Origin of the sequence: Deinococcus sp. LM3 (genome assembly GCF_002017875.1) — a bacterium.
Classification (GTDB): domain Bacteria; phylum Deinococcota; class Deinococci; order Deinococcales; family Deinococcaceae; genus Deinococcus.
Map to the genome: position 1 here is coordinate 345,340 of NZ_MUFV01000001.1, position 22,399 is coordinate 367,738.

23 protein-coding genes are annotated in these 22,399 nt (G+C 65.9%); 9 read left to right on the plus strand and 14 right to left on the minus strand.

Features of this window, described 5'->3' with window-relative positions; genetic code table 11:
- Both BXU09_RS01565 and BXU09_RS01570 read left to right on the plus strand, forming a co-directional pair.
- Positions 1-588 (plus strand): ubiquinol-cytochrome c reductase iron-sulfur subunit, encoded by a 588-nt coding sequence (locus BXU09_RS01565; RefSeq protein ID WP_240500917.1) that lies wholly within the window; start codon positions 1-3, stop codon positions 586-588.
- Positions 585-1,115 carry a GNAT family N-acetyltransferase gene (locus BXU09_RS01570; RefSeq protein WP_078300131.1) on the plus strand — a complete coding sequence of 177 codons (531 nt, stop codon included), beginning with the start codon at positions 585-587 and terminating at the stop codon, positions 1,113-1,115. Before BXU09_RS01565 ends, BXU09_RS01570 begins: the two co-directional genes overlap by 4 nt.
- 30 nt (positions 1,116-1,145) lie before the next feature.
- Here BXU09_RS01570 and BXU09_RS01575 read toward each other — a convergent pair whose 3' ends face one another.
- Together BXU09_RS01575 and BXU09_RS01580 are read right to left on the minus strand one after the other, a co-directional pair.
- On the minus strand, positions 1,146-2,198 hold the full coding sequence (locus BXU09_RS01575) for a vWA domain-containing protein (protein WP_078300133.1): 1,053 nt from the start codon (positions 2,196-2,198) through the stop codon (positions 1,146-1,148).
- A gap of 241 nt (positions 2,199-2,439) precedes the next feature.
- Positions 2,440-2,754, minus strand: coding sequence for a hypothetical protein (locus tag BXU09_RS01580; protein ID WP_078300135.1), 315 nt, complete (start codon positions 2,752-2,754; stop codon positions 2,440-2,442).
- A 218-nt stretch (positions 2,755-2,972) separates the two neighbouring features.
- On the opposite strand from BXU09_RS01580, the gene BXU09_RS01585 reads away from it, so the two are divergent.
- Positions 2,973-3,866, plus strand: a complete 894-nt coding sequence (locus tag BXU09_RS01585; protein WP_078300137.1) for a carbohydrate kinase — start codon at positions 2,973-2,975, stop codon at positions 3,864-3,866.
- Positions 3,867-4,088: 222 nt separating this feature from the next.
- On the opposite strand, the gene BXU09_RS01590 is transcribed toward BXU09_RS01585, so the two are convergent.
- The 9 genes from BXU09_RS01590 to BXU09_RS01610 all read right to left on the minus strand — a co-directional run bounded on the left by BXU09_RS01590 (position 4,089) and on the right by BXU09_RS01610 (position 14,110).
- Positions 4,089-5,444: an HD-GYP domain-containing protein gene (locus BXU09_RS01590; protein ID WP_342446806.1), complete on the minus strand. Its 1,356-nt coding sequence runs from the start codon at positions 5,442-5,444 to the stop codon at positions 4,089-4,091.
- Between the two features lie 340 nt (positions 5,445-5,784).
- Positions 5,785-6,150: an aspartate 1-decarboxylase gene (panD, locus tag BXU09_RS01595; RefSeq protein WP_144011925.1), complete on the minus strand. Its 366-nt coding sequence runs from the start codon at positions 6,148-6,150 to the stop codon at positions 5,785-5,787.
- Positions 6,151-6,289: 139 nt separating this feature from the next.
- Positions 6,290-7,837 (minus strand): NFACT family protein, encoded by a 1,548-nt coding sequence (locus tag BXU09_RS01600; protein WP_240500920.1) that lies wholly within the window; start codon positions 7,835-7,837, stop codon positions 6,290-6,292.
- A gap of 660 nt (positions 7,838-8,497) precedes the next feature.
- Positions 8,498-9,283: a hypothetical protein gene (locus BXU09_RS20030; RefSeq protein ID WP_144011926.1), complete on the minus strand. Its 786-nt coding sequence runs from the start codon at positions 9,281-9,283 to the stop codon at positions 8,498-8,500.
- Positions 9,276-10,157: a site-2 protease family protein gene (locus BXU09_RS20035; protein ID WP_144011927.1), complete on the minus strand. Its 882-nt coding sequence runs from the start codon at positions 10,155-10,157 to the stop codon at positions 9,276-9,278. The genes BXU09_RS20030 and BXU09_RS20035 overlap by 8 nt, the downstream gene beginning before the upstream one ends.
- Positions 10,158-10,224: 67 nt before the next feature.
- Positions 10,225-10,395 carry a hypothetical protein gene (locus BXU09_RS20815; RefSeq protein WP_168174538.1) on the minus strand — a complete coding sequence of 57 codons (171 nt, stop codon included), beginning with the start codon at positions 10,393-10,395 and terminating at the stop codon, positions 10,225-10,227.
- A gap of 227 nt (positions 10,396-10,622) precedes the next feature.
- Entirely contained in the window at positions 10,623-10,772 is a 150-nt protein-coding gene (locus BXU09_RS20820; protein ID WP_168174539.1) for a hypothetical protein, read from the minus strand.
- A gap of 225 nt (positions 10,773-10,997) precedes the next feature.
- Positions 10,998-11,450: a transposase gene (locus BXU09_RS01605; protein WP_346417548.1), complete on the minus strand. Its 453-nt coding sequence runs from the start codon at positions 11,448-11,450 to the stop codon at positions 10,998-11,000.
- Positions 11,451-11,515: 65 nt separating this feature from the next.
- Positions 11,516-14,110: a POTRA domain-containing protein gene (locus BXU09_RS01610; protein ID WP_078300141.1), complete on the minus strand. Its 2,595-nt coding sequence runs from the start codon at positions 14,108-14,110 to the stop codon at positions 11,516-11,518.
- 301 nt (positions 14,111-14,411) lie between these two features.
- Between BXU09_RS01610 and BXU09_RS01615 the strand changes: the two genes are divergently transcribed.
- The 4 genes from BXU09_RS01615 to BXU09_RS01630 are packed head-to-tail and all read left to right on the plus strand — an operon-like array spanning position 14,412 to position 18,246.
- The gene (locus BXU09_RS01615) at positions 14,412-15,062 is read left to right on the plus strand and encodes an alanine racemase (RefSeq protein ID WP_078300143.1); all 651 of its coding nucleotides are present in this window, start codon (positions 14,412-14,414) and stop codon (positions 15,060-15,062) included.
- Complete coding sequence (locus tag BXU09_RS01620; RefSeq protein WP_078300145.1) at positions 15,059-15,976, plus strand: DivIVA domain-containing protein; 918 nt, start codon at positions 15,059-15,061, stop codon at positions 15,974-15,976. Before BXU09_RS01615 ends, BXU09_RS01620 begins: the two co-directional genes overlap by 4 nt.
- A complete protein-coding gene (locus BXU09_RS01625; protein ID WP_240500921.1) occupies positions 15,973-17,262 on the plus strand; it encodes a cytochrome P450 in 1,290 nt (429 codons plus the stop codon). The genes BXU09_RS01620 and BXU09_RS01625 overlap by 4 nt, the downstream gene beginning before the upstream one ends.
- A gap of 6 nt (positions 17,263-17,268) precedes the next feature.
- On the plus strand, positions 17,269-18,246 hold the full coding sequence (locus BXU09_RS01630) for a phosphotransferase (RefSeq protein WP_078300147.1): 978 nt from the start codon (positions 17,269-17,271) through the stop codon (positions 18,244-18,246).
- On the opposite strand, the gene BXU09_RS01635 is transcribed toward BXU09_RS01630, so the two are convergent.
- Together BXU09_RS01635 and BXU09_RS01640 are read right to left on the minus strand one after the other, a co-directional pair.
- Positions 18,185-18,925: a hypothetical protein gene (locus BXU09_RS01635; RefSeq protein ID WP_240501297.1), complete on the minus strand. Its 741-nt coding sequence runs from the start codon at positions 18,923-18,925 to the stop codon at positions 18,185-18,187. The genes BXU09_RS01630 and BXU09_RS01635 overlap by 62 nt on opposite strands.
- 140 nt (positions 18,926-19,065) lie before the next feature.
- Entirely contained in the window at positions 19,066-19,269 is a 204-nt protein-coding gene (locus BXU09_RS01640) for a helix-turn-helix domain-containing protein (protein WP_078300149.1), read from the minus strand.
- A gap of 241 nt (positions 19,270-19,510) precedes the next feature.
- Here BXU09_RS01640 and BXU09_RS01645 point away from each other — a divergent pair, with 241 nt between their 5' ends.
- On the plus strand, positions 19,511-20,287 hold the full coding sequence (locus BXU09_RS01645) for a DUF554 domain-containing protein (RefSeq protein WP_078300151.1): 777 nt from the start codon (positions 19,511-19,513) through the stop codon (positions 20,285-20,287).
- Positions 20,288-20,315: 28 nt separating this feature from the next.
- Here the strand turns inward: BXU09_RS01645 and BXU09_RS01650 are convergent, their stop codons facing one another.
- Entirely contained in the window at positions 20,316-20,714 is a 399-nt protein-coding gene (locus tag BXU09_RS01650; RefSeq protein WP_078300153.1) for a hypothetical protein, read from the minus strand.
- Between the two features lie 236 nt (positions 20,715-20,950).
- On the opposite strand from BXU09_RS01650, the gene BXU09_RS01655 reads away from it, so the two are divergent.
- Positions 20,951-22,249: a DUF4384 domain-containing protein gene (locus tag BXU09_RS01655; protein ID WP_078300155.1), complete on the plus strand. Its 1,299-nt coding sequence runs from the start codon at positions 20,951-20,953 to the stop codon at positions 22,247-22,249.
- Positions 22,250-22,399: the final 150 nt, after the last annotated feature.

A 22,399-nucleotide genomic window follows, 5' to 3' on the forward strand; every position in this document is an offset into this window, starting at 1 on the left:
GTGCCGGGTGACAGGACCCCGGCCCGCCGCCTGACCCGCCGCGCGCTGCTGGAACGCTGGTGGCTGCTGCCGGTGGCGGGCACGGCCGGCACGTTCGGATATATGGGCTGGTACGCCACGCGCGTCACGACCGGGAAACGCACGGCAGGCGCACCCGACTTCCGGCCTGCGACCCCGCAGCGCGTGGCGGCCCTGAGCGACCTGAGCGGCGAGTGGGCCGAGCAGACCTTCACCTTCGCCGGGCGGCCCTGCACGGTGCTGCGCGTCCCGCAGGACGTGCCGGGGGCGCTGCCGGACGGCGGGTCGTTCCTGATCGCTTACTCGCGGGTCTGCACGCACCTGGGCTGCAACGTGAACCTGGTGCGCGACCCGGAGATCCTGGCCTTCGCGTTCAATTACCGTCCGCCGCGCGAGGAGCAGCACCCGCAACTGGGCTGCCGCTGCCATTACAGCGTGTTCGATCCGCTGCGCTCCGGCGAGGCCGTGTTCGGCAAGGCGCTGCTCCCGCTGCCACGCGTGCAGTTGCAGCGGCGCGGCGCGGACCTGTGGGCCACCGGGATCGAACCTGCCCCAGACTTCACGGGATGACGCCCACCCACGCCCCCCTGTCCTTCACCACCGGGAACGTGCAGGCCGCCAGTGCCGTGCTCCAGGCCACCGCCACGCAGTTGCAGGCGCGCGGGCACACGCTCTGGCCGCCCGACAGGCTCACGCCGCAGCACCTGCAACGGCACGACCCGCCCGGCGGATGGCACGTCGCCTGGACCGGCGCAGCGGCGACCCGCGAGGCCGTCGGGTGCTTCTGCCTGCTGACCAGCGACCCGCCCTTCTGGCCGGACGATCCGCCGGGCGAGGCGCTGTACCTGCACAAACTGGCCGTGCATCCGTCTGCGCAGGGGCAGGGGCTGGCGCACACGCTGCTGCGCGAGGCGGCGCGCGTGACCGCCCTGGCCGGGCGTCCCTGGCTGAAACTGGATACCGACGCTGCGCGGCCCGCCCTGCACCACCTGTACGACTCGTTCGGGTTTGAACGCTGCGGGCAGCGCGAGGTGTTCGGCCTGACCGTCATCCTGTACCGCCTGCCTGTCCCCGCAGCGGGCGGCGGCCTCCCGTGAAGGAAACCGCTGCCCGCTGCACAGGTGTCGTTACTTGGGCGCGATGGTGTCCCGGACGGCGTAACTGAACGGAACGCTCAGGCGTGAGGTGGCCTTGCCGTAGTCGGTGACGTCCACGGACAGGGTTCCGGCGACGGTCGTGCCGGGGGCGGGGGCTGCGGCGAGGTTCAGTTCCAGGCAGCCCTGCGCGGTGAAGGCGTTGTACAGCTGCGAGAAGTACGCGTCGAGATCCCCGGCGGCGACGTTGCTGCGGAACAGGCCGCCGGTCTCGCTGGCGATGCGTTCCATCTCGGTGAAGTCGAGGCTGCCCGTGGCGTCCAGGCCGATGGCGTACACGGGCACACCGGCGGCCTTCGCGGCGGCGATGGCGTCGTCCGGCGAGTTGCTGCTGCTGTTGTCGATGCCGTCCGTGAGGGCCAGCACGATGGGGTTGGGCCGTCCGGCGCGGCTGGCGACCTTCACGGCGTCCACGACCGCGTCGTAGAAGTTGGTGCCGCCACTGGCGTACGTGGCGCTGTCGATGGCGGTGTTCAGCGCCGTCTGATCGGCGGTCAGGTCCTGGTGCAGCACACTGCCGAGCATGCCGGCCGACGGCGTACTGGTGGCCTCGAAGGACAGCACGGCCGCCTGACTGCCGCCGGTCATGCGCGCCACGAAGGCCTTGGCGGCCGCGCGGCGTTTCCCGTCCGGGTCGGTGCTGCGCATGCTGCCGGTCGCGTCGAGGGTGACGGCGGCCGTCACGGTGTTCTGCACGCTGACCTGCCCGCACACGCTGACCGTGCCGCTCACGCCGGCGGTACTGAACGTCACGGACGGGTTGCTGAGCGTGCCGGTGGCGGCCTGCGTGCCGCTCAGGGGCGTCACCCCGAACTGCACCTGCGTGGGGCTGAGGACGCGCGTGCCGTTCAGTTGCATGGTCGTGGCGGTGGGCGTGGTCGGAGCGGGCGTTCCGGCGGGGCCGCCGCACGAGGCCAGCAGCAGCGACGCTCCCATCAGCGCGCCCCAGGTGCGGCGAGGCAGTGGGCGGCGGGACAGCGGAGCGGTGGACAGGGACGGCCGGGCAGACTGGGTGCGCTGGGGCATGGTGGGTTCTCCTGGGTGGCGCGTGACCATGGATGGTCGGGGCGGAGGGTGCAGGTGGACGGGCAGGATCCGGTGCAGCCGTGTCATACGGAGTCTGGTTGAACGGGCTGCAAAGACCGTTCAATCCGAGCGGATGCGACTCGTAGAGCTGCCCTGCAGAGTGGGAGAGAAACGGGTTCCGGGCGTGGAGCTGGCAATCCGGTGATGTTCCGGGTTGTCAGCGAAACAGACGAAATCCGTATCAGGTGCGCCCGACCATCTGGGCACCGCGCAGCAGGTCGTCCTGGGCGACCCGCAACAGCTTCACCTGACTGCTCAGTTGCGCCACGCCCGACCGGACGAGCTCCAGTTCGGCGGGCGTGGTCCAGCCGGGCCGGGGAATCAGGCGCAGCAGTTCCTCCAGGTGTGGGGTGTCGGCCAGGGCGCGCAGGTCGCCGCGCAGGGCTTCCACGTCGCGGGTAAGGCCTTTCAGGTCGTGGGTGACGCGGGTCATGGCGGTTGCCGGGGCGGGCGCTGCGGGTGTGGCGGCTGTGGAGATGGTGACCTCGTCCTTCATGCTGGTTCCTCCTGGGTGAACGTGCGTGGTGCGCGGTGGGGGGCGGGTTCAGGCCGTTGACTCCCCCCCGGAAGTTGCACTGAACCTCGCCTGCATTCATCTTCGGCACGGGCCGTGATCAGACCGTGATCAGGTCGGCCCCTCCCCATGACCGGACAGCGGCCACCTGTGTGCGCGACCCGGCCCGGCCGTCTGCGCGGCACGGTAGATTTGGGGGAATGCAACTACCGTTCATCGTGAGTGCCGGGGAAGCCCTGACTGACCTCGTGACCGCCGGGGGGAACGCCTGGCACGCCCATCCGGGCGGCGCGGCCTGGAACGTCGCGCGGGCCTGCGCGTCGCTGGGGGTGCCCAGCGCCTTTGCCGGAGCGGTCGGGCAGGACAACTTCGGGGACGACCTGATCCGCGCGTCCGTGGAGGCCGGGCTGGACCTGCGGTTCATGCAGCGCGTGCCCGCCCCGACGCTGCTGGCGGTGGTGTACAGCGCCAACCCGCCCGCGTACCGCTTCCTGGGTGAGAACAGCGCCGACCTGCACTTCGACCCGACGCGCCTGCCCGCCGGGTGGCTGCGCGAGGCCCGCTGGCTGCACGTGGGCGGCATCAGCCTGGCGCGCTGGCCGCTGGCGGACACGCTGCTGGGCCTGATCGAGACGGCCCGCGCGGCCGGCGTGAAGATCAGCTTCGACCCGAACGCCCGCATCACGCACCGCCACCCGGACTACCCGAAGGTATTCGAGGCGGTCGCCCGCCGCGCGGACCTGATGAAATTCAGTGACGAGGACCTCGCGTTCTTCTTCCCCGGCGTCAGCGAGGCGGACGTGCTGCGCCGCCTGCGCGGCCTGAACGCCCAGGCGCCCATCATCGTCACGCGCGGCGCGCAGGGAGCGACCCTGTACCACGCGGCCGGACAGGCGAACCTGCCCGCCGCGCCTGTGCAGGTCGTGGATACCGTGGGCGCCGGGGACGCCCTGTGCGCGGGCCTGCTGGTCAGCGCCGCCGAACGCCCCGAAGCCCTGTGGAGCGAGCACCTGCGCGTCGGACTGGCCGCCGCCGCCGCCGCCTGCGCCCACGCCGGCGCGTACGCCCCCACACGGGCCGACCTGAACCTGTAATACGGACTCGGATTGAATGGGCTGCAAAGCCCGTTCAATCCGAGCGGATGCGAGTAAGAGAGAAACGGGTTCCGGACGTGGAGCCGGCAATCCGGTGAAGTTCCGGATTGTTGGCGAAACAAACGGAATCCGTATAAGGGTTGATGGTTGAAAGTCGATGGTCGACAGAGGGAAGGCCCGCTCTATCGACCATCGACCGTTGACTTTCGACGCCTGCCGGGCTTACAGCACGAGGTGGGCGTCGTCGTGTTCGGCCATCATGCGCAGGAAGGCGTCCACGTACTGCGGGTCGAACTGACGGCTGGCCTGCATGCGGATCTCGTTCACGGCGCGTTCGCGGGTCCAGGCGGGTTTGTACGGGCGGGCGTTCGTCAGGGCGTCGAACACGTCGATGATCGTGAACAGGCGGGCCGTGTCGGGGATGGTGGGGCCGCGCAGGCCGCTGGGGTAGCCGGTGCCGTCCCAGCGTTCGTGGTGGTACCGCACGAGGTCCAGGGTCTCGGCGGGCAGGAAGTGCAGGTCCTGCAGCATGTCGTACCCGATGGTGGTGTGCGTCTGGATGACCTTGCGCTCGTCCGGGTCCAGGGGGCCGCGTTTGTGCAGCACGCTGTCGGGAATGGCGAGCTTACCCAGGTCGTGCAGGTACGCGCCCCAGCGCAGCGCCTTGACCTGATCCTCGTCCCAGCCGAGACGCCGCGCGAGGCGCACGCTCATGCTGACCACGCGGGTGGTGTGGCCGCCCGTGTCGTCGTCGCGGCGTTCGAGTGCGGCGCCCAGCGACCGCAGGGTCAGGTCGTTCGCGTCGCGCAGGTCGCGGATGGCGTTCCACTGGCCGAGCTGCGCGCCCAGAATCCGCGCGAAGGACGCCACGACACTCTTCTCGACCTCGTCGTAGGCGCTGCCGTCGTTGCGGGTGAGGATCAGGACGCCCAGGTGCGTGGAGGCGCGGCCGTACACCGGGGCGACGTGGTAGCTCTGCCGCTGGGGTTTCTTCAGGAGCGCCAGGGCTTCCTCGGCCACCCAGTGGTCGGCCTGGACGCTGCGGCTGTCGTTGTCGCTGGGGTGGATGGGGCGTTCCAGGAACGGTTCGAAGGCGCCCTTGGCGGCCAGGATGTGCGGGGTGCCCTGGCGGTAGGCGACGAAGGCGAGGTTCGGCGCGACCTGCAACTTGTCCAGGATGCCGATGCCGGCGCGGATGATGGCGTCGGCGTCGCGGGCCTCGGCGAGGCGTTCGCTGCCGGCGCGCAGGGCCGTGATGGTGTTGCGTTGCCACGCGAGTTCCCGCACGACGCCCTGCTCGCGCAGGATCATGTACCCGGTGGCGCCCAGCACCAGCAGCGCGCCCAGCAGGTCGAGCGGCGTGACCGACGAGCCGGGCAGTGTCAGTGACACGACGAACGCGACCGAGTAGGCGGCCAGGGCGCTCCAGCGCAGCGCGCCGCTGCGGTTCATGGTGACGGCGGCCATCAGAAGGGCGCCGGCGGCCATCAGTCCCTGAAGACCCTGGTAGGCGGCGTAACCGAGCAGGGCTGCGGCCAAGAGCAGCAGCAGGGTACTCCAGGGGTTCGGGCGGGACACACGCGGAGTGTAGCACCAGCATGAACTTTGATTAAAGGTCGCGGGGGCCGCAGCGGCAGTGGAGAGGACCACCCGACGTGGGTGTCGGCCAGACTGAACGGACGGCCCGGCCGGACTGGGCAGCCTGAGCGGATGGCGGTGGCCAGCACGGCATCTGCGCCCCGGCGGCTGCCTGGCACTCCTGGTGGCCGGCTCCCCTTGTGGTTCAGATCGGCGCGCCGGTGAACTTCATCGATGCTTCATCTGACCGGGAGCTGACGTGAACCCTGTCACCGCACCACCCGCCACGCAACAGGCGGGACCGTGCGGCGCCGTCACACCAGACAACGCGGAAAGAGGATCAGGCGGGTTGCAGGGTAGGCAGGGCGCGGTTGTGCGCGTCGACCAGCACCACGCGGGGTTCCAGGTGACGGGCCTCCTCCTCGCTGAAGTTGCCGTAGGCGGCGATGATGACCATGTCGCCGGGCTGCACGAGGTGGGCGGCCGCGCCGTTGATGCCGATCACGCCGCTGCCGCGCGGGCCGCTGAGGGCGTAGGTGCTCAGGCGGTTGCCGTTGGTGATGTTGTAGATGTCGACGCGCTCGTTGACCAGGATGTCTGCGGCGTCCAGCAGGTCCTGATCGATGGTGACGCTGCCGACATAGTCGAGGTCCGCCTGGGTGACGGTCGCGCGGTGAATCTTGGCCCTGAACATGATGCGTTCCACGAGCGGGCATTGTACCCGTCCCGGAGCGGCGAACAGCGAGCCCGCTCACCAGCCCGCCAGGGACGGGCGGACTGACCCGGCCCCGGATAGACCGGCGGGCAACCACCATTCCCTCCGGGCGGAGGCGAGGGGGAGCGGATCAGTCCGGGAGGGTGCCGTCCACGAACACGGTCTTCTGGTCGGTGTAGTGGACCTGTCCGGCGGGCGCGCCGCGCGGCTTCCAGACGTGCTTGATGCGGGTGTAGTCCACCGGGACGTTGCTGCTGCCGCGCGCCTTGCTGTTCGCGGCGGCCAGCCGCGCGGCGAACAGGATGTCCGGCAGGTCCAGTTCGCGCGGGCCACTGCGGACCAGCACGTGACTGCCGGGGTACCCCTGCGCGTGGAACCAGAAGTCCATGCTGCGCCCCACGCGGTGGGTCAGGGTGGCGTTTTCCTTGTTGTTGCGGCCCACCAGCACTTCCAGGCCCGACGGGCTCGTGAAACGGGTGCCGTAGGGACTCTTCTCGGGTTTCTCGCTCTGCACCTGCGCGGCCAGTTCACTCAGCTGTTCCAGCGGCGCGAGGTCCAGGTCGTGCACGCGGGCCTCGGCTTCGGCCAGCTCGGCGCGCAGCGGTCCCTCGCGTTCGGCGAGGCGCAGGTACACGTCCTCGCGGCGGCGGGCGCGGGTGTAGCGCTTCTCGGCGTTCTGCACGGCGCTCAGGTTCGGTTCCAGCGCGACGGGACGCTCGCCGCTGCCGTCGAAGGCACTCAGCAGGACGCTGGCCGCGCCGGGCTGAACGGTGTGCGCGTAGGCCATCAGCAGGTCGGCCTCCTCGCGGTCCTGCGCGGCGTCGCTCAGGCCGGCCTCGGCGCGGGTCACGTCGGCCAGCTGGTTGCGCAGCAGGGTCACGCGCTTTTCCAGCGGTTCGCGCAGCGCCTTGCGGAGGTTCGCGGCCTTCTCGCTGCGGGCGGCCTCACGCGCGCCGCCCTCCATGACCCCCTCGCTGACGGTCGGGTCCTTGACGACCGACTGCGCGGCCTTCAGCGCCTCCGGCCAGCGCTCGCCCGGCGGCTGGTCGGGGCTCAGGTCGGCGCGGCGGGCCAGTTCGGCGCTGAGCAGCGGCCCCAGTCCGTCCAGCCGCTCGCGCCAGCGGCCGATGGGCAGCGCGGCCAGTTCGCGCGCCTGGTCGGGGCTCAGGCTGCGCGGGTCGAGCTTGTCGTAGGGGGGTGGGGGCGTGTACGGCCCGCCGGTGCGGATCGTCCGGAAGCGGTTGCGGCTGTTCGTGATCTCGCGCGCAGCCATCACGATCCGCCCGCCGAAACCCTCGCCGGCGTCCAGGACCAGCAGGTTGGCGTTGCGGCCCGTCACCTCGAACAGCAGGCGGGTGGGCGGCTGGTCCACGAAGCCCGTCTCACCGGAGAAGTGCAGGGCGATCACCCGGTCGAGTTTCAGCTGCTCGGCGGCCAGCAGGTCCCCGCGCACCCGGTTCGCCAGGAACCGCTGAAAGGGACTGCGGGGGTCGCCGCGCAGGCGTTCGCGGGACAGGAACACCACGGGTTGCGGCGGCCGGTAAGACAGCACCAGATTGGTGCGGCTCAGGCCCGCGCCTTCCAGCAGCAGCGCGGCCGTGGTCTCGTCCGGGAACACCCAGCCGAGGGTGCGCAGGGGCAACTGCGGACTCAGGTCACGCAGCACTCGCGCGAGCATCAGGCCTTCGATAGCATCACCATTGGCTTCGCATACAATCTTTTTAGCATAATCAAATATATCACATCCGCAATTAAAGTTAAAATTCCAGTGATTAGTATGAAATTCATCCTCTCTAGATAATAAAATCCTATCAAATAAAGAAGCGACCCGATAAGCTTCGTTACCGCCAATAGATATGACTTATAGAAATTAGCACCTACAGTAAAAATGAAAGCAATGGACATATATAAATTTTGTAGGAATGCAGAGTACCGGCCACCATAGTCAATTCCGTAGATTTCAATTATTGAGATCTGAATAGCAATAAATGAAACCAACATGATGACTATCGACAAAAGTATAGAGCTACTCTTATAAATAATAAGATTCTTAAATACGTAGATTAAGATGATAAAATCCAGAATTAGCCAAAGAATATCAATTGCAAGCTGAATAGTTGGAGGCCTTGATAGCAGTTTCAAGGAGTAAACAAGCTCCCAAGATATATTTAGACAAATGGCGGAGATTGGGATGTTTATTTTTTGATTTTTGATAGATATTATAATAGATAATACATATGTGGCGATCCAAAATACGCCTCCCACAAAAATTGCAGCCATTATTCCTCCCTCCTGTATATAAGGAAATAATTAAAGCATATGAAGATATAGTTTAATGTTATAATTTTGATACAATCTTTTCAAATGTTTTTTTAATATGAGAAAGAGCTAAGTCTACTGATATATGCCTACTTTCTTCGTCAATACTAGACATATCATCCAGAAAAGATATTACCAGTTTTTCTATAGATTCTTTATAGCCCCCCGACACACTAATATTCTGGTTTTTGTAACAAATTAATCCGGATACTTTGGACTGCATAATGTCATCTTTCAGATCTTTTAGATCGTCAATTATTTGTGTGCCAAATAAAATCATTCGTATTTTTTCTATTATGATAGGACAAGCGTGCGGGTCAATTTCTTTTATAATAGCGTGAAACATGGCGGATTTTCTCACAGAGTCGTTCTTATATAAGATATATGGATTAAGATTGGAATTTTTGATCGTATTACAATGGGATGCGAGTAAATCTAATCTATCTATAGTATAACGGGATGAGGAAACAATATTAGGCCAGATAGATACAGATTTAGATACTAGAATATCATACAGTGCTAAGTATTTTGGATCAGAAATCCTCTCATCTATAATATCATCCAGTACTAATTGACTATCTATGAAATAACAGGCTGACTCGGTTATTTTTTCGATCTCAGTATAATTACTGTTACTTTTCGCCAGTTCATAGATAATGAGATTATATATCTGAGGACTTTCTAGATTTAATTCTAGCTTATCTGATAATGCGCTTGTATCCTCATCGCTTAAGCCTATCTCTTTGATTATATTTTTAATATAAGCATTTCTTTTCGCTTGTATCATCCTGACTTCATCAACCATGCAATTTCCCCCAGAAGTATATGAGCTGCGTATATATAAATCTGCATATGATAACAATTGCGAATAATTTCGCTATCATTATATATCCTTTCCTGTAAAAAGGGCTTTTAATTATACTTGTAAGAATTAAGTACCCATCTGAACCCTGATTGAGCGGCACTAAATTGAAAACAATAATAGCAAGTACGGAGTTCATTGCCCATTCTATGCCAGGCACATTAGTATGCACTTTGACCAATGATGCAATAAAAAAGACATAATTTCCAAAAACTATTCCCCCAAAATTTACCAACATCGCCTGTTCTCTTTTGAGGTGGTATATCTGATTGATCTTGACAAATGCTGATGGGTATATGAAGAAAAGAAGCCCAAGCCCCACTCTTTCTGCCTTTATACCCATGAATGATGCAAAAGCTATATGCCCTAACTCGTGTATAAAAATATAAATCAGCACTAATATATACACGGTTAAATAATTTATTTCGCCGTGAATTGGATTTTCAAAGTGAATAATAAGTGCAAAAAAAAATAATAATGTAGAAACTATAAGACTCAGCACTGCATGCATAGCACCAAATTTACTAAGTATTGGAGGATTAATTTTAAGCGAACACAATTCAAATAAAGGAAATATTTTTCGCTTGGAACTAGTGCTTATAGAGCCCCCAGCAATATAACCAGAGTCCCACAGCAATTTAACAAAATAGTCATATTTATGATCGTTGAGCTGAATGTTATGGTTGCCGTTAATAAAAATATCAGTGAAGTACTCAACAGCTTCGAACCTTATTTTTAAAGGCACACATTCAGCCAGCGTCAGTATCATGTCGCCGTTCTGATTTTTGGAAATTCTTACTTCATCTTTTATCTTCATAAATTTTAATCGTGAGAGAGACGAACCCTCTCACGATTCCTCAAAATTAACTTACTCTATGGAGACTTTAAATTCCGATGCGAATTCCAACATCCACGCCGTCCTCGCTTCCCCCGCCGCATCCAGTTACAGGTGCCCCAGGAGTAGGGATTGGCGCAGTGCACATATCCAAGCGCTCTTCAAGAATCTCAACCAAGTCGAAATCAATAACATCGGACACGATATCAAGCTTCTTCATTATTCTCCCTGCGATGAAATAAAAGAAAGGTGGCCGTTTACTTTTTTACCACGTTTACTCACCGCTCAAAAAGCTTACAACTGTGACATTTCAGCCGTGCGCTAGATTGACGCAACATGTCTATACATCAGATCTCAATCCCCGAGACTTTTCGAAAAGTTCGTGTGGGACGGCATCAAAAAGTCAACGTCTGTGCTTAGCGGTCGGCCGAAAGGTCAAGTGCCCAGTCAGCGCATCAGGCTGGTCAGGACCGCGACGGGGTCCTGACCGCGCAACTGCGCGGTCTCCACGGTGGACTTGATCCGCATGTACGTCTGCGCACCCACCGCATTCTTGCTGCACTGCGAGACCTTCCGTCTGTGATTAGCGGGTATCATTTGTAAAGTCGGCACCAAATTTGCCGTCCAAGACGCTAGAAATGACTACCCATTAAAGACACTTTGCCTTTTTAGCTAAAAACATAAGCGTGCTGGACGCGGTTTTTAGAAATAATAGTCTGGATTACAATCGGTACACTGGGGTATTATTCCTTGGAGATGCCTCGGATATTTTAGCGCTGGGACGTCAAATAGCACTTCTGGCAACTTGTCTAGCTCCCCCCGCTAATCACAGACCATCAGGCTTAACCAGCGGAGACCACTGGCTTTCACGAAGTACCCATGGCTGGACCTCACCGGATCACGATAGATGCCTCGGGCGCTGATCTTTTTGCCGGTCCGTCGTTCGATGGTGTCGTCCAAGCCTAGAACGAGCGGTCCAGAGGGCACAAAGGCAGTCAGGAGCAGGCTGAACAGCACCTGACTGGCCTGAAGACTGGACCAGCGCGCCCGACTCAACAGACGGTGAAATGTACCGAACCTGGGATCGTCGGCCAATCCGAGTACCCGGAGAGCGGCGGTCACCGTCCGCTTCCCAGGCGACAATATTGCCCCGACCACAAGGAGTTGGACCTGCGGCCAGACCCGTGCCGATAAGAGCGGGGCGAATCCTTGCAGGACTCCAGTGAACCAGTTCGGCAGCAGTGTCATGCTCAAGTCTGACAGGGGGAGCGGCATGCCGCTCCCCCTGTCAATGGCCAAAGTCCAGCTTAAGCTTTCAGACTTACAGCCATTGTAGCCAGTTACCAAAAATTACCTAAACGGAAGTAGAACCGCCCGGTGCCAGTCTGGGGGCTGAAGCCGTAGTCGAAGCGTAGGCTGGGCAGCAGCGCCCCGCCGATGCCGAGGTTCAGCTGCACGCCGGCCCCGACGCCGTACTTCAGGTCGAAGCTGGTGTTGGCGGTCGTGGCGCTGCCCCAGGCGCTGCCAGCGTCCGCGAAGACCACGCCGTACAGGCCCTGCGCGATGCCGGAGTTCAGGCCGAAGTCGTAGCGGTACTCGGCGCTGGTGGTCAGGTAGTTGGTGCCGAACAGCGCGCCGTCGTCCAGACCGCGGATCTGGCGGGAGGCGTTGGCGCTGCTGCCGCCGCCGATCGAGTAGCCGGTGCCGGTGGGGGCGGTGCCGACGCCCAGGGTGGTGCCGGCGTTGGCGCGCACGGCGAACACCTGCTGCTTGCTGGTCACGCCCAGGGATTTCTCCAGGGTGCGGCCCAGGCCGTAGTAGGTGCTGACGCCGCCTTCCAGGTCGCCCCAGCGGACGTTCTCGTTGTTCTGACGGCCGAAGTTGTACCCGGCGGTCACGCCGGCGCGCACGCCGCGGTCGGGGAACTCGGGGTTGGTGGTGCTGTCGTAGCTCAGGCCGGTGCTGACGCGGGTGGTCAGCGAGGAGTCCGGGACCAGCGCGGCCGCAGACGCCTGATCGAAGGTGCGGGTCTGTTCGGTGCCGCTGGCGTCTTTGTACTTGACGACGTTTTCCTTGTCCTTCAGAGCCTCGAGGTAGTACGTGGAGTATCCGGTGCCCACGCTGACGCGGCCGTACAGGTTTGTGGCGAGGCTGCGCCCGGCACTGACACTGAAAGAGTTGTTGCGGGTGGTGTAGTCCCAGCCGGTGTCGGTCTTGGCGGGCGTGTCGGTGTCGGTGCTGATCAGGGGGTTGTTGCTGACCACGTTCGATCCGGCGCTGACCGACAGGCTGGTGGGGGTCTTGCGGAAGTCCAGGAAGTCCAGGTCCAGCCAGGGAATGGCGTAAGAGACGTTCCCCAGGAGGTTCTGCCCTGCGTCGTTCTGCACGCCGCCGACCGAGACCGTGAAGTTGTGGCCCAGGCCGAACACGTTGCTGTTGGTGTACCCGGCGTCACCGCCGAAGCCACCCGCGAAGGCATCGTAGGTCAGGCCCAGCCTGACGGGAATGCCGGTGGTGGTCTCGGCGAGGCCCAGCACGTACGTGACATTCTCGGGGTTGGCGGGGTCGCTGCGGACGCTCTCGGTCACGACGCGCACGAAGCCCAGGCGACTGATGCGGCCCAGCGCGGCGTACAGGTCCTTCTGGTTGAAGGCCTGACCGGGTTCCGGCAGTTCGCGCAGGATCACGCGGTCCTTGGTGTTGTGCTTGCCCTGCCACTGCAGTTCGTACCCGGCGACCCGGACCTCGCGGGTGTTGAAGGTCAGCACGCCACCGTCGAAGCTGATGGCGTCGCGGGTGCTGATCTCGTACCCGGCCTTGCGGTACACGTCACGGATGGCCAGGAAGTCGTCCTGGGCGAGCTGGGGGCTGTACACGTCCCCGGTCTTGGTCTTCACGGCGGCGAGCAGGTCGGCGGCGGGGACCAGGGTGTTGCCCTTGACCTCGATGCTCTTGACCGGCCCGGTGGCCACGCCGGCCGATCCGAACAGCACCGTCACCTGCGCGGGGTTCTGCGGGTTGGGCTGGATGGCGAACCCGACGGGTTTACCGGTCTGGTTGGCCAGGGTGCGGACGTCGGCCTGCAACGCGGGGAGGCTGATGGGCTGCCCGGCGCGGGTCTGCAGGGTGGGGTTCGTGACGCCCAAGTCGGTCAGGTCGACGGTGGAGACGCGGCCCTCGATGACGCCGATCTTCAGCACGCCGCCTTCCAGGGTGCTGGCCTGGGGGTTCACGCCGGACTGCAGGTAGCCGGCGGCGTCGTAGGCCTGCTGGAGTTGCTGCACGGCGGCGAAGTAGGCGTCCGGGGTGAAGCGGCGGGCGTCGTACAGCGGCTTGAAGATGGAGGTGACGGTGCTGGCGGGCAGCAGCGTGACGCCCTGCACTTCCACGCGGGTCAGGGGGGCGGTCTCGTCGACGACGAAGTTCACGGTGACGGTGCCGTCGGATTCGGTCTTCACGGCCGCGCTGATGCTGGGCGCGAAGGGGTACCCCTCGCCCTGGAAGTTGCTGGCGAGCGCGGTCTTGGCCTCGTCGATTCGCTGGGTGTTCAGGGTGGCGCCCGGCGCGATGTTCAGCAGGTCCCCGACGCTCTTCTTGAAGCCGTCGGCGGGCAGGAACGTCAGGCCGGTGACCGTCACGTCCTTGATGGTGGCGTTCGGAACGACCGTGATGAACAGGCTGTCCTTGCCGCCCACGCTGCGCAGTTCGGCGGTGGCGCTCTTGAAGTAGCCGCTGGCGACGACTTCCTGTTCGACCTGCCGCAGGTTGATGCTGGATAGGGGCGCGCCGCTCTGGACGCTGAGGGTGGCACGGACAAAGTTGGCCAGCAGTTCACTGGTACCGACCACGGTCACGTCCTGCACGGTCCCGGTCGTCTGTGCGACGGCGGGCGCGGCGAGGAGGACGGTCACGGCGAGCGTCATGGGGTGTCGCATTCTTCTCCTAGTTTCGCACGGAACCCTGAAATCGCCCCCACCGGGGAGAAAGGTTGGGGGCTGGGGACGGCGAGCACTGCGCTCACACTTGCCGCTGCGTCCCTGAGAAGGGTGAAGGTTCTCTGCGGATGGCTTGCGAGGACCGTGGGCGGGCGTGGCCCCCGCCGCAGCCGGAGCGCGCTGCCGCCGCCTCCGGCGCAGGCTTGAGTGCGTCCGCCGATTGGGTGAGAATAACGGACGTGACGGTTTATCAGCAGCGCCCCGCCGGTCCGGCCGGGCAACAGGCCCCGGCGGGGTCACCTTGAGCGTCCCGGCGGTTCTGGCCGCCATCCGGCAGGCCGAAGCGCAGGCCGGGCGGCCCTCCGGCAGCGCGCGGCTGGTGGCCGTGACCAAGGGCCAGGACCTGCCCAGCATCGAACGCTGCGTCCTGGCATTCGGGGCGTTCCCGCTGGGCGAGGGCCGCGCGCAGGAACTGCGGGACAAGGCGGCCGTGCGCCCGGACCTGGAATGGCATTACATCGGCACACTCCAGCGTAACAAGGTCAAGTACCTGCGTCCGGTCACGCTGGTGCATTCCATCGAGGCTGTCTGGCAGGCCGAGGCGATCGCGCAGGCCGCGCAGGGGTGGGGCCGCGCGCCGGACGTGCTGCTGCAAGTGCATAACAGCGAGGCCCAGAAGCACGGCCTGAGCGGCGCGGAACTGCCGGGCGCGCTGCGCGAGGTGCAGGCCACCGGCCTGACCGTGCGCGGCCTGATGGTCATGGCCCCGGATGTCGGGGGCCTGGAGGACGCCGAGCGGGACGCGCGGCTGCTGGCGCTGTTTACGGACACGGCCCGGCGGGCGCATGATCTGGGTCTGTCAGAGTTGAGCATGGGCATGAGCGGGGATTACCCGCTGGCCGTTCGCGCAGGAGCCACCCTCGTCCGGGTGGGAAGGAGTCTGTTCTCGTGAAATTCACCCCTCTCGACGTGCGTCATCAGGAATTCCCGACCCGGCTGGGCAGTTACGACCGCACCTCGGTCCGCGCGTTCCTGAACGAACTGTCCGACGACATGGAAACGCTGCTGCAACAGCATCAGGCGCTGCGGGACCAGCTGACGGGCCTGGAGCGGCAACTCGAGGAGCAGCGGCAGAACGAGGACGAGATCCGCCGCGCGGTCGTGGCGGCCGAACGGATCTCGCACGAACTGCGCGAGAACGCCGTGCGGGAATCGGAGCTGATGATCGCCCAGGCCACCCTGCAACGCGACGCGACCCTGCGGGACGCCGAGAGCCGCCGCGCGGAACTGGAATCCGGGCATCAGGCGCGGCTGGCGGCGCTGGAGGCGGCGTTCCGGGGGCGCTTCGCGGACATGGAACGCGAGCATCACGAACTGATCCGCGAGCGCGAGCGGGCACAGGCCGAACGCTTCGCGGAACTGGAGCGGGCCTTCTCGGAACGGCACGCCGAGCTGACCTCGCGGCTCACGGCGGCCCGTCAGGAGTACTCGCAGTTCCTGAGCGGCTACCGGGCGCTGATGTCGTCCTTCACGGACCTGTCCGGCCGGCACGTGCTGTCCGAGGAGGCGCCGCTGCCCTCCACGCCGCTGCCCACCGGCCCGCTGTCGGCCACCCCGCTGCCCCCACTGGCGCCGGAAGCGGCTGCCGCGCCCCTGCCGGACACCGCACCGGCCAGCGCCGCACCAGCCAGTACGCCCGACTCCGGGAATACCGACGCGCCCGCTCCCCGCGCGGAACCCGACCTGACCCGTCACGCGCTGGTCACGCCGTCCGGCGGGGTCAAACTGGCTGGCGCCCACCCCACGGGGAGTCAGGCCGACAGCGGCGACACGCCACTGCGGGTCGAGGGGCAGCAGTTCCTGTGAGTGGCGCCGCCCCGGAACGCGCCCCGCTGCACGGGCGCCTGTCGGGTAGCGTCCCGACCCGCACGCTGCCGGTGTCGGACCCGGCGTTCGTGCGCGACCCGTACCCGCTGCTGGCGCAGTTGCGCGCCGACGCGCCGGTGTTCGTGGACCCGGCGCTGGACCGGGTGGTGCTGACCCGCCACGCGGACATCAGCGCCGCGCTGCGCGACCGGCGGCTGGGCCGCAGCGCCCTGCACCGCTACTCGCGGGACGAGCTGGGCTGGCCGCGCCCGGACCCAGCGCAGGCGAACTTCGATGCGTTCAACTCCAACCACCTGCTGGACAGCGAACCGCCCAAGCACACGCGCCTGCGCTCGCTGGTGGGGCTGGCGTTCACGCCCCGGCGCGTGGAGGCGCTCCAGGGCCGCATCGAGGCGCTGCTGGCGGCGCAACTGGACGGCCTGCGCGAGCAGGGTTCTTTCGATCTGGTGAGCGCCTACGCCGAGCCGCTGCCCGTCACGGTGATCGCCGAGCTGCTGGGCGTGCCGGAGGAACACCGCGCGCAGCTGCGGCCCTGGTCGGCGGCCATCGTGAAACTGTACGAACCGTCGGCAGGCGCGGCAGATCAGGCGGCGGCCGAGCAGGCCGTGCTGGACTTCAGTGCGCTGCTGCGCGAACTGGCCGCCGAACGCCGGGCCGAACCGCGTGACGACCTGATCACGGCGCTCGTGCAGGTCGAACAGGACGGCGACCGCCTGAGCGCTCAGGAACTGATCGACACCTGCATCCTGCTGCTGAATGCCGGGCACGAGGCCAGCGTGAACGGCCTGAGTGCCGGCGTGCAGGCCCTGCTGCGCGACCGGCGGCACTGGGAGACGCTGGTGCAGGCCGCGCCACATGAAGGCAGTCTGCCGGTGTTCCGCCGCGCCGTCGAGGAACTGCTGCGCTTCGACACGCCCCTGCCGATGTTCGAGCGGATCGTGCTGGACCCCGTCACACTGGGCGGCGCGGCGCTGAACCCCGGCGACCGGGTCGCGCTGCTGTACGCCAGCGGCAACCGCGACCCGCAGCGCTTCGAGGCGCCGGACGAACTGCGCCTGGACCGCGACCCGAACCCGCACCTGACCTTCGGGCTGGGCATCCACTACTGCCTGGGCGCCCCACTGGCCCGCCTGGAACTCGCCATGAGCCTGCGCGCCCTGTGCCGCGCCCTGCCGGACCTGCACCTGGGCGGCCCGGACGCCGCGCAGTACACGGGCGGCTTTGTGATTCGCGGCCTGGACCGCCTGACTGTGCAGGTCGGGTAGCCCACCGTGAACGCGGCTGCACCCACAGCGGCGCAGGTCACGGTGCCAGGGATAGAGGCGCGGTGGCCGGTCGGTTCCGTGGGGTCGGTCACGCCGCTGGGCGGCGGCAGCGTGAACGCCGCGTACCGCGTGCAGGCCCAGGCCGGAGTCTTTCACCTGCGGGTGTACCGCGACCCGCGCCTGGACCGGGCGCGGCGGGAACACGCGGCCGTGGGGGTAGCCCGCGCCGCCGGGATTCCCACGCCGCGCGTCCTGCCCACCCACTCCGGCGACACCGTGACCGACCTGAACGGCCACTGGGCGGCGCTGTTCGAGGTGGCCCCCGGTGCGCCCATCCCGCGAGCCACTCTCACCTCCACCCACGCAGCGGCGCTGGGCGCGTTCCTGGCCGACCTGCACGCACGCCTGCCGCGCCGCGTGGACTTTCCCGTGTCGGTGCTCGGCCCGCCCACCAGCGCCGGGGCCACCCGACAGGAATTACGGCAGGTCGAGGCAGCCATCCTGGCCCTCCCCCACCCGGATACGGTGGACAGCTGGGCGCTGGCCCGCACCCGCGAGCGCCTGGCGCACCTGCACTCCGCGCCCGATGACACTCCGGTGGCCGACCACCTGCCCCGGCGTTTCCTGCACGGTGACTATCACGACGGGAACGTGTTCTTCCTGGGGGAGCGTCCGGCCGCAATCATCGACTGGGAGCAGCCTCGCCTCGCCCCGCGCGCCTGGGAGATCGTGCGCGCCCTGCACTTCTGCTTTGCGCTGGACACCGTACTGGGGACTGCGTTCCTGCGCGCCTACCGGGCGCACCAGCCACTGGCGGCAGATGAACTGCGCGCCGGTGCAGAGCTGTACGGCGCGCTTCAGGAACGCAACGTCTGGACGTACCGCAGCGTGTACCTGGAGGGAAACCCGGCGCCGCGTGCGTTCATCCGTCCGCCGCCGTACCGTCCGTTCCCGGCGTTGTGGCAGGAGGCCGGGCTGCGCTGACCAGACCGGCGAACGGTTCCCACCACGCCGCTGCCAGCGAGCCGCGCTGCGCCTGCGCGTGGGCCTCGTCGGGGCGGTCCAGGGCCAGCAGGGCCAGCACGCGCGCCGGGCTGCCGGGTTCGCCCCGGTCCAGGGCCTTGGCGGCGGTCGCGGCAGCCTTACGGGCGTTCAGGGGCCGCTGCGCGTGTGCCAGGACGGCCAGCAGGTGCGGGTCGGCAGGCTGGCCGGTCAGTTCGGCGACCTTCAGGCCCTCGGCCAGGGAGCGCAGGGCCGCGAAGTGCGCCGCGCGATCGGCGCCGCTCAGGTCCTGCTCGGCGTTCAGGATTGCGGCGGCGATCAGGGCGTTCCCGTCGCCTTCCGCGCGGGCCAGCCGAGCGGCGTGCGCGGCCAGGGCGGCGGCGTCCGGGGCGCGGTCCAGACGGGCCGCTCGGGCATGCAGAACCGCCGGGCGGGCCGTATCGGGCTGGCCACGCAGTTCCTGCCGGGCCGCTCCGGTGCTCCCCAGTCGCAGGTACGCGGCCGCGCGGAGCAGCGGCTCGGCCGACCAGTCGAGGGTCAAGTGCGGGCGGCCGAGCCGCAGGGCGTGCGCTCCCGCGTGGGTGCGGTCGCCGGGGGGCAGGATCGCGAGGGCCGCGCGGGCCTCCGAGTCACCGAGGGTCAGGGCGGCCGTCAGGTCCATCACGCCCGACACTATGCCACCGGCAAGGGGCCACCGGCGCGAGGCCACTGGCAGAGGGCCAGCCGCAGAGGGTCACGCGGGAGCGCAAGCGCCATACCCGGACGCGATGTGCGCGGGGCGGATGCGGCCCGGCAACGGGGTCAGGCGCTGAGGGCCAGATCCAGTCCCAGGAAACGCCACAGCGAGCGGCGCGGGACGCGCAGGCCGCTGGGATGCTCGACCGCGCCGAGGCGACCGTCGCGGATCCAGCGGCGGACGGTGCGTTCGTGGGTGCCGGTGAAATCGGCCACTTCGCTGACTTTCAGGAGTTTGGGCATGTTCTGGTACTGGTCGGATAAGGTCATGGTGCTGGCCTCCTCAAACGAACGTGGGGCCACCACACGGCAGCCCCACACACAAGTTCAGATTCTTCACGCTGGCGGTCTTGCCCGCGCCGCCCGGCCCGCCGCATCGGCGCGGCGTGTTCGGGAGGTGGGCGGTCACTCGTTTCAACTTGCACAGAACTTACCACAGCCCCCGTCAAGTGCAAGTCAGGGTTGCCTTACCCGGACCTTCAGAATCGGCGGGACGCTACAGTCGGGGCCGATGAGTCTCCTGACGCAACTTTCCGGAACGTTCGTGAACGTGGGCGCGGTGCTGCTGGGCACCCTGCTGGGCCTGACCATCGGCGGGCGACTGCCGGAACGCACGCAGCGCACGCTGCTTCAGACCCTGAGCCTGGTGACGCTGTTCATCGGGCTGGACATGGCAGGCAGCCTGAACCGCGTGCAGGGCGGCGCGGTGCCGGGCGTGATCCTGGCCCTGATCAGCCTCGCCGCCGGCGCCGTGATCGGCGAGGCGCTGGGAGTCGAGGAGGCCCTCGAGCGCCTGGGGCAGACCCTCAAGCGCCGGTTCCGGGGTGGCGGGCGGTTCACGGAAGGGTTCGTGGCGGCCAGCCTGCTGTTCTGCGTGGGGCCCATGACCGTGATCGGCGGCCTGCAGAACGGCCTGACCGGCGACAGCAGCACCTACGTCCTGAAAAGCACCCTGGACGGCATCGCCGCGCTGGCCCTGGCCGGTGCGTACGGGGTGGGGGTGGGCTTCAGCGCCCTGACGGTCCTGCTGGTGCAGGGCGGCATCAGCCTGCTGGCCGGAACGTTCGCGGCCGGGCTGCTGGGCGGCGCGGACCCGCAGGTGCTGAAAACCAACCCGTACGTGCTGCTGATCACCGGGGCGGGCGGCCTGACCATCATCGGCATCAGCTGGAACCTGATGCTGGCCGGGCTGGGGTTCGAGGACCGCCGAGTGCGGGTCGGCAGCCTGCTGCCCGCGCTGCTGCTCGCGCCGCTGGCGCTGTGGGCCGTGACCCGCCTGGGAGGATGAGGACACCCCCCGGCCGCTGTGGTCGGCGTCAGAAGCGGCGCAGCTGTTCGCGCCACCAGACCCGCACCCATTCGCGGAACCGGGCGTAGTCCGCGCCGAGCAGCAGGCGCACCTTGCGGTCCTTCTCGGCGTTCGTGGCGGCGATCTTCGCGCGGGCCGTCCCGGAGTCCGGCGCGCTGGCCGACAGGGTCTCGCTGCCCGCCAGGCGCCGCAGTTCCCAGACCTGCGCGACCGTCAGGTCCAGCGTGGCGATCATCGCCTGGGCGTCGGCGCGGCCGGCCGGCAGGCGAAACAGCCGGGTCAGGACCGGCGCGGCGGGCCAGGGGTCCGGCGGAGCGGGGCGGCCTGCCGGAAGCACCCCGGCCGCTCCCGCGTTCCAGAGCAGCGTTCCCAGCAGCGCGCCCAGTGCGGTTCGGCGGGTGACCATGCCGTCAGCCTACCGCTGCCGGGAGCGCCGGCGCGGGGGCAGCGGGATGAACGGGCCTTCAGGACTGTGCCAGCGGCTCCTCATGCTCCGCACTGAACGGCCAGCCGCCCTTCAGTTGACCTTCGGGATTCCTTGCGGCGTGGGCGCTGCTCAGCTGTGCGTCAGTTTCGCGCCCTACGGTGAACTCCTCAAGCACCCCTCACCCGAGGAATCCATGCGTTCACAAAGGAGACACCATGCGTACCGATCACCAGTTCCAACGTCCGCTGAAGACCGCCACCCTGATCCTGTCGGGCCTGCTGGGCCTGGGCGCCTGGGCGGGCGCCAGCCCCGCGAAGATCACCGCCCAGAGCATCATCGTGAATCCCGTCGAGACGAAACTGAACGTGGAAGTCTGGGTGAACCGCGACGCGGGCGGCCGGGGCAACCCGGTGTACCGCAAGGGCGAGCAGCTGAGCGTCGGCCTGAAAACCAACCAGGACGCCTACGTGTACCTGTTCAACGTGAACGCCAACGGGCAGATCGACCTGTTCTTCCCGAACACCTTCGAGGAGAGCAACTTCGTGCAGGCCGGCGTGACCCGCGTGTTCCCGTCGCAGGGCGCGAAGTACAACTTCACGGTGGGCGGCCCGAACGGCCAGGACCGCCTGCTGGCCGTCGCCAGCACCCGTGAACTGGACCTGAAGGACGTGGCGCGCTTCGCCGAGGGGCAGGGCTTCGCGCAGGTGCGGGTGCAGGGGCAGGAGAACCTCGCCCGGGCGCTGAGCATCGTCGTGAGTCCCCTGCCCGCCGACGGCTGGACGACCGATACCGTCACCTTCCGCGTGGGCGGCGAGGCCGTCACCCCGCCCGCCCCGGCGCCCGGTGGCGCGACCGGCAGCGTGACCATCACGCCCGGCCAGGGTCAGCCCGCCCAGCCCACCCCGGCCCCGCAACCCACCCCCGCGCCGCAGCCCACCCCGACCGGGCAGATCCAGCCGGGCGAACGCCAGAACGCCGCGCGCGATCAGGCGATGGTGGACGCCTACGCCCGCCTGAAGGGCAGCGAGAGCCTCGGGCAGGCCACCACGTACGCCGTGCCGTGGGGTGACGGCCTGTGGCAGAAGTTCCGTGGCGTCGGCGCGTACGGCGACGCGGTACTGCTGCGCGCGAACGGCAGCAGCCGCTCGTACGCCGTGCACGGCATGCTGCTCGAGCGCTACCTGGCGCTGGCGAAAGCCGAGAACGGCGCGACCCGCCCCCCCAGCCGCCTGGGCTGGGCCGCCGGGGACGAGAAGGTCATCCCGCGCAACACCTACGGCACCAGCGGCCTGTACGGCTTCTTCCAGAACGGCGCGCTGTACGGCACCGAGAAGTACGGCACGTTCTGGCTGACCGGCGCGGTCCTCAGGACCTACCAGGGGCTGGGCGGCAGCGGCTCGTTCCTGGGCTTCCCCACCCGTGACCAGTATCAGATCGGCGGGGCCTGGGCCGCCGATTTCGAGGGCGGCACCATCCGCACCGTGAACGGCGCCGTGAAGGTCTACCGCAAGTAATCCAGGTCCAGGCGGGGCTCCTGCCTGCCGACCAGACACGCCGCCACCCCACTGTCGTTCGGGGTGGCGGCGTGTCTGGGGTACCGGCCCTCCGGTGATGAGTGCCATGAACCGGGTGTTCAGGTGCGGGTCAGGCAGCAGAACTACTCT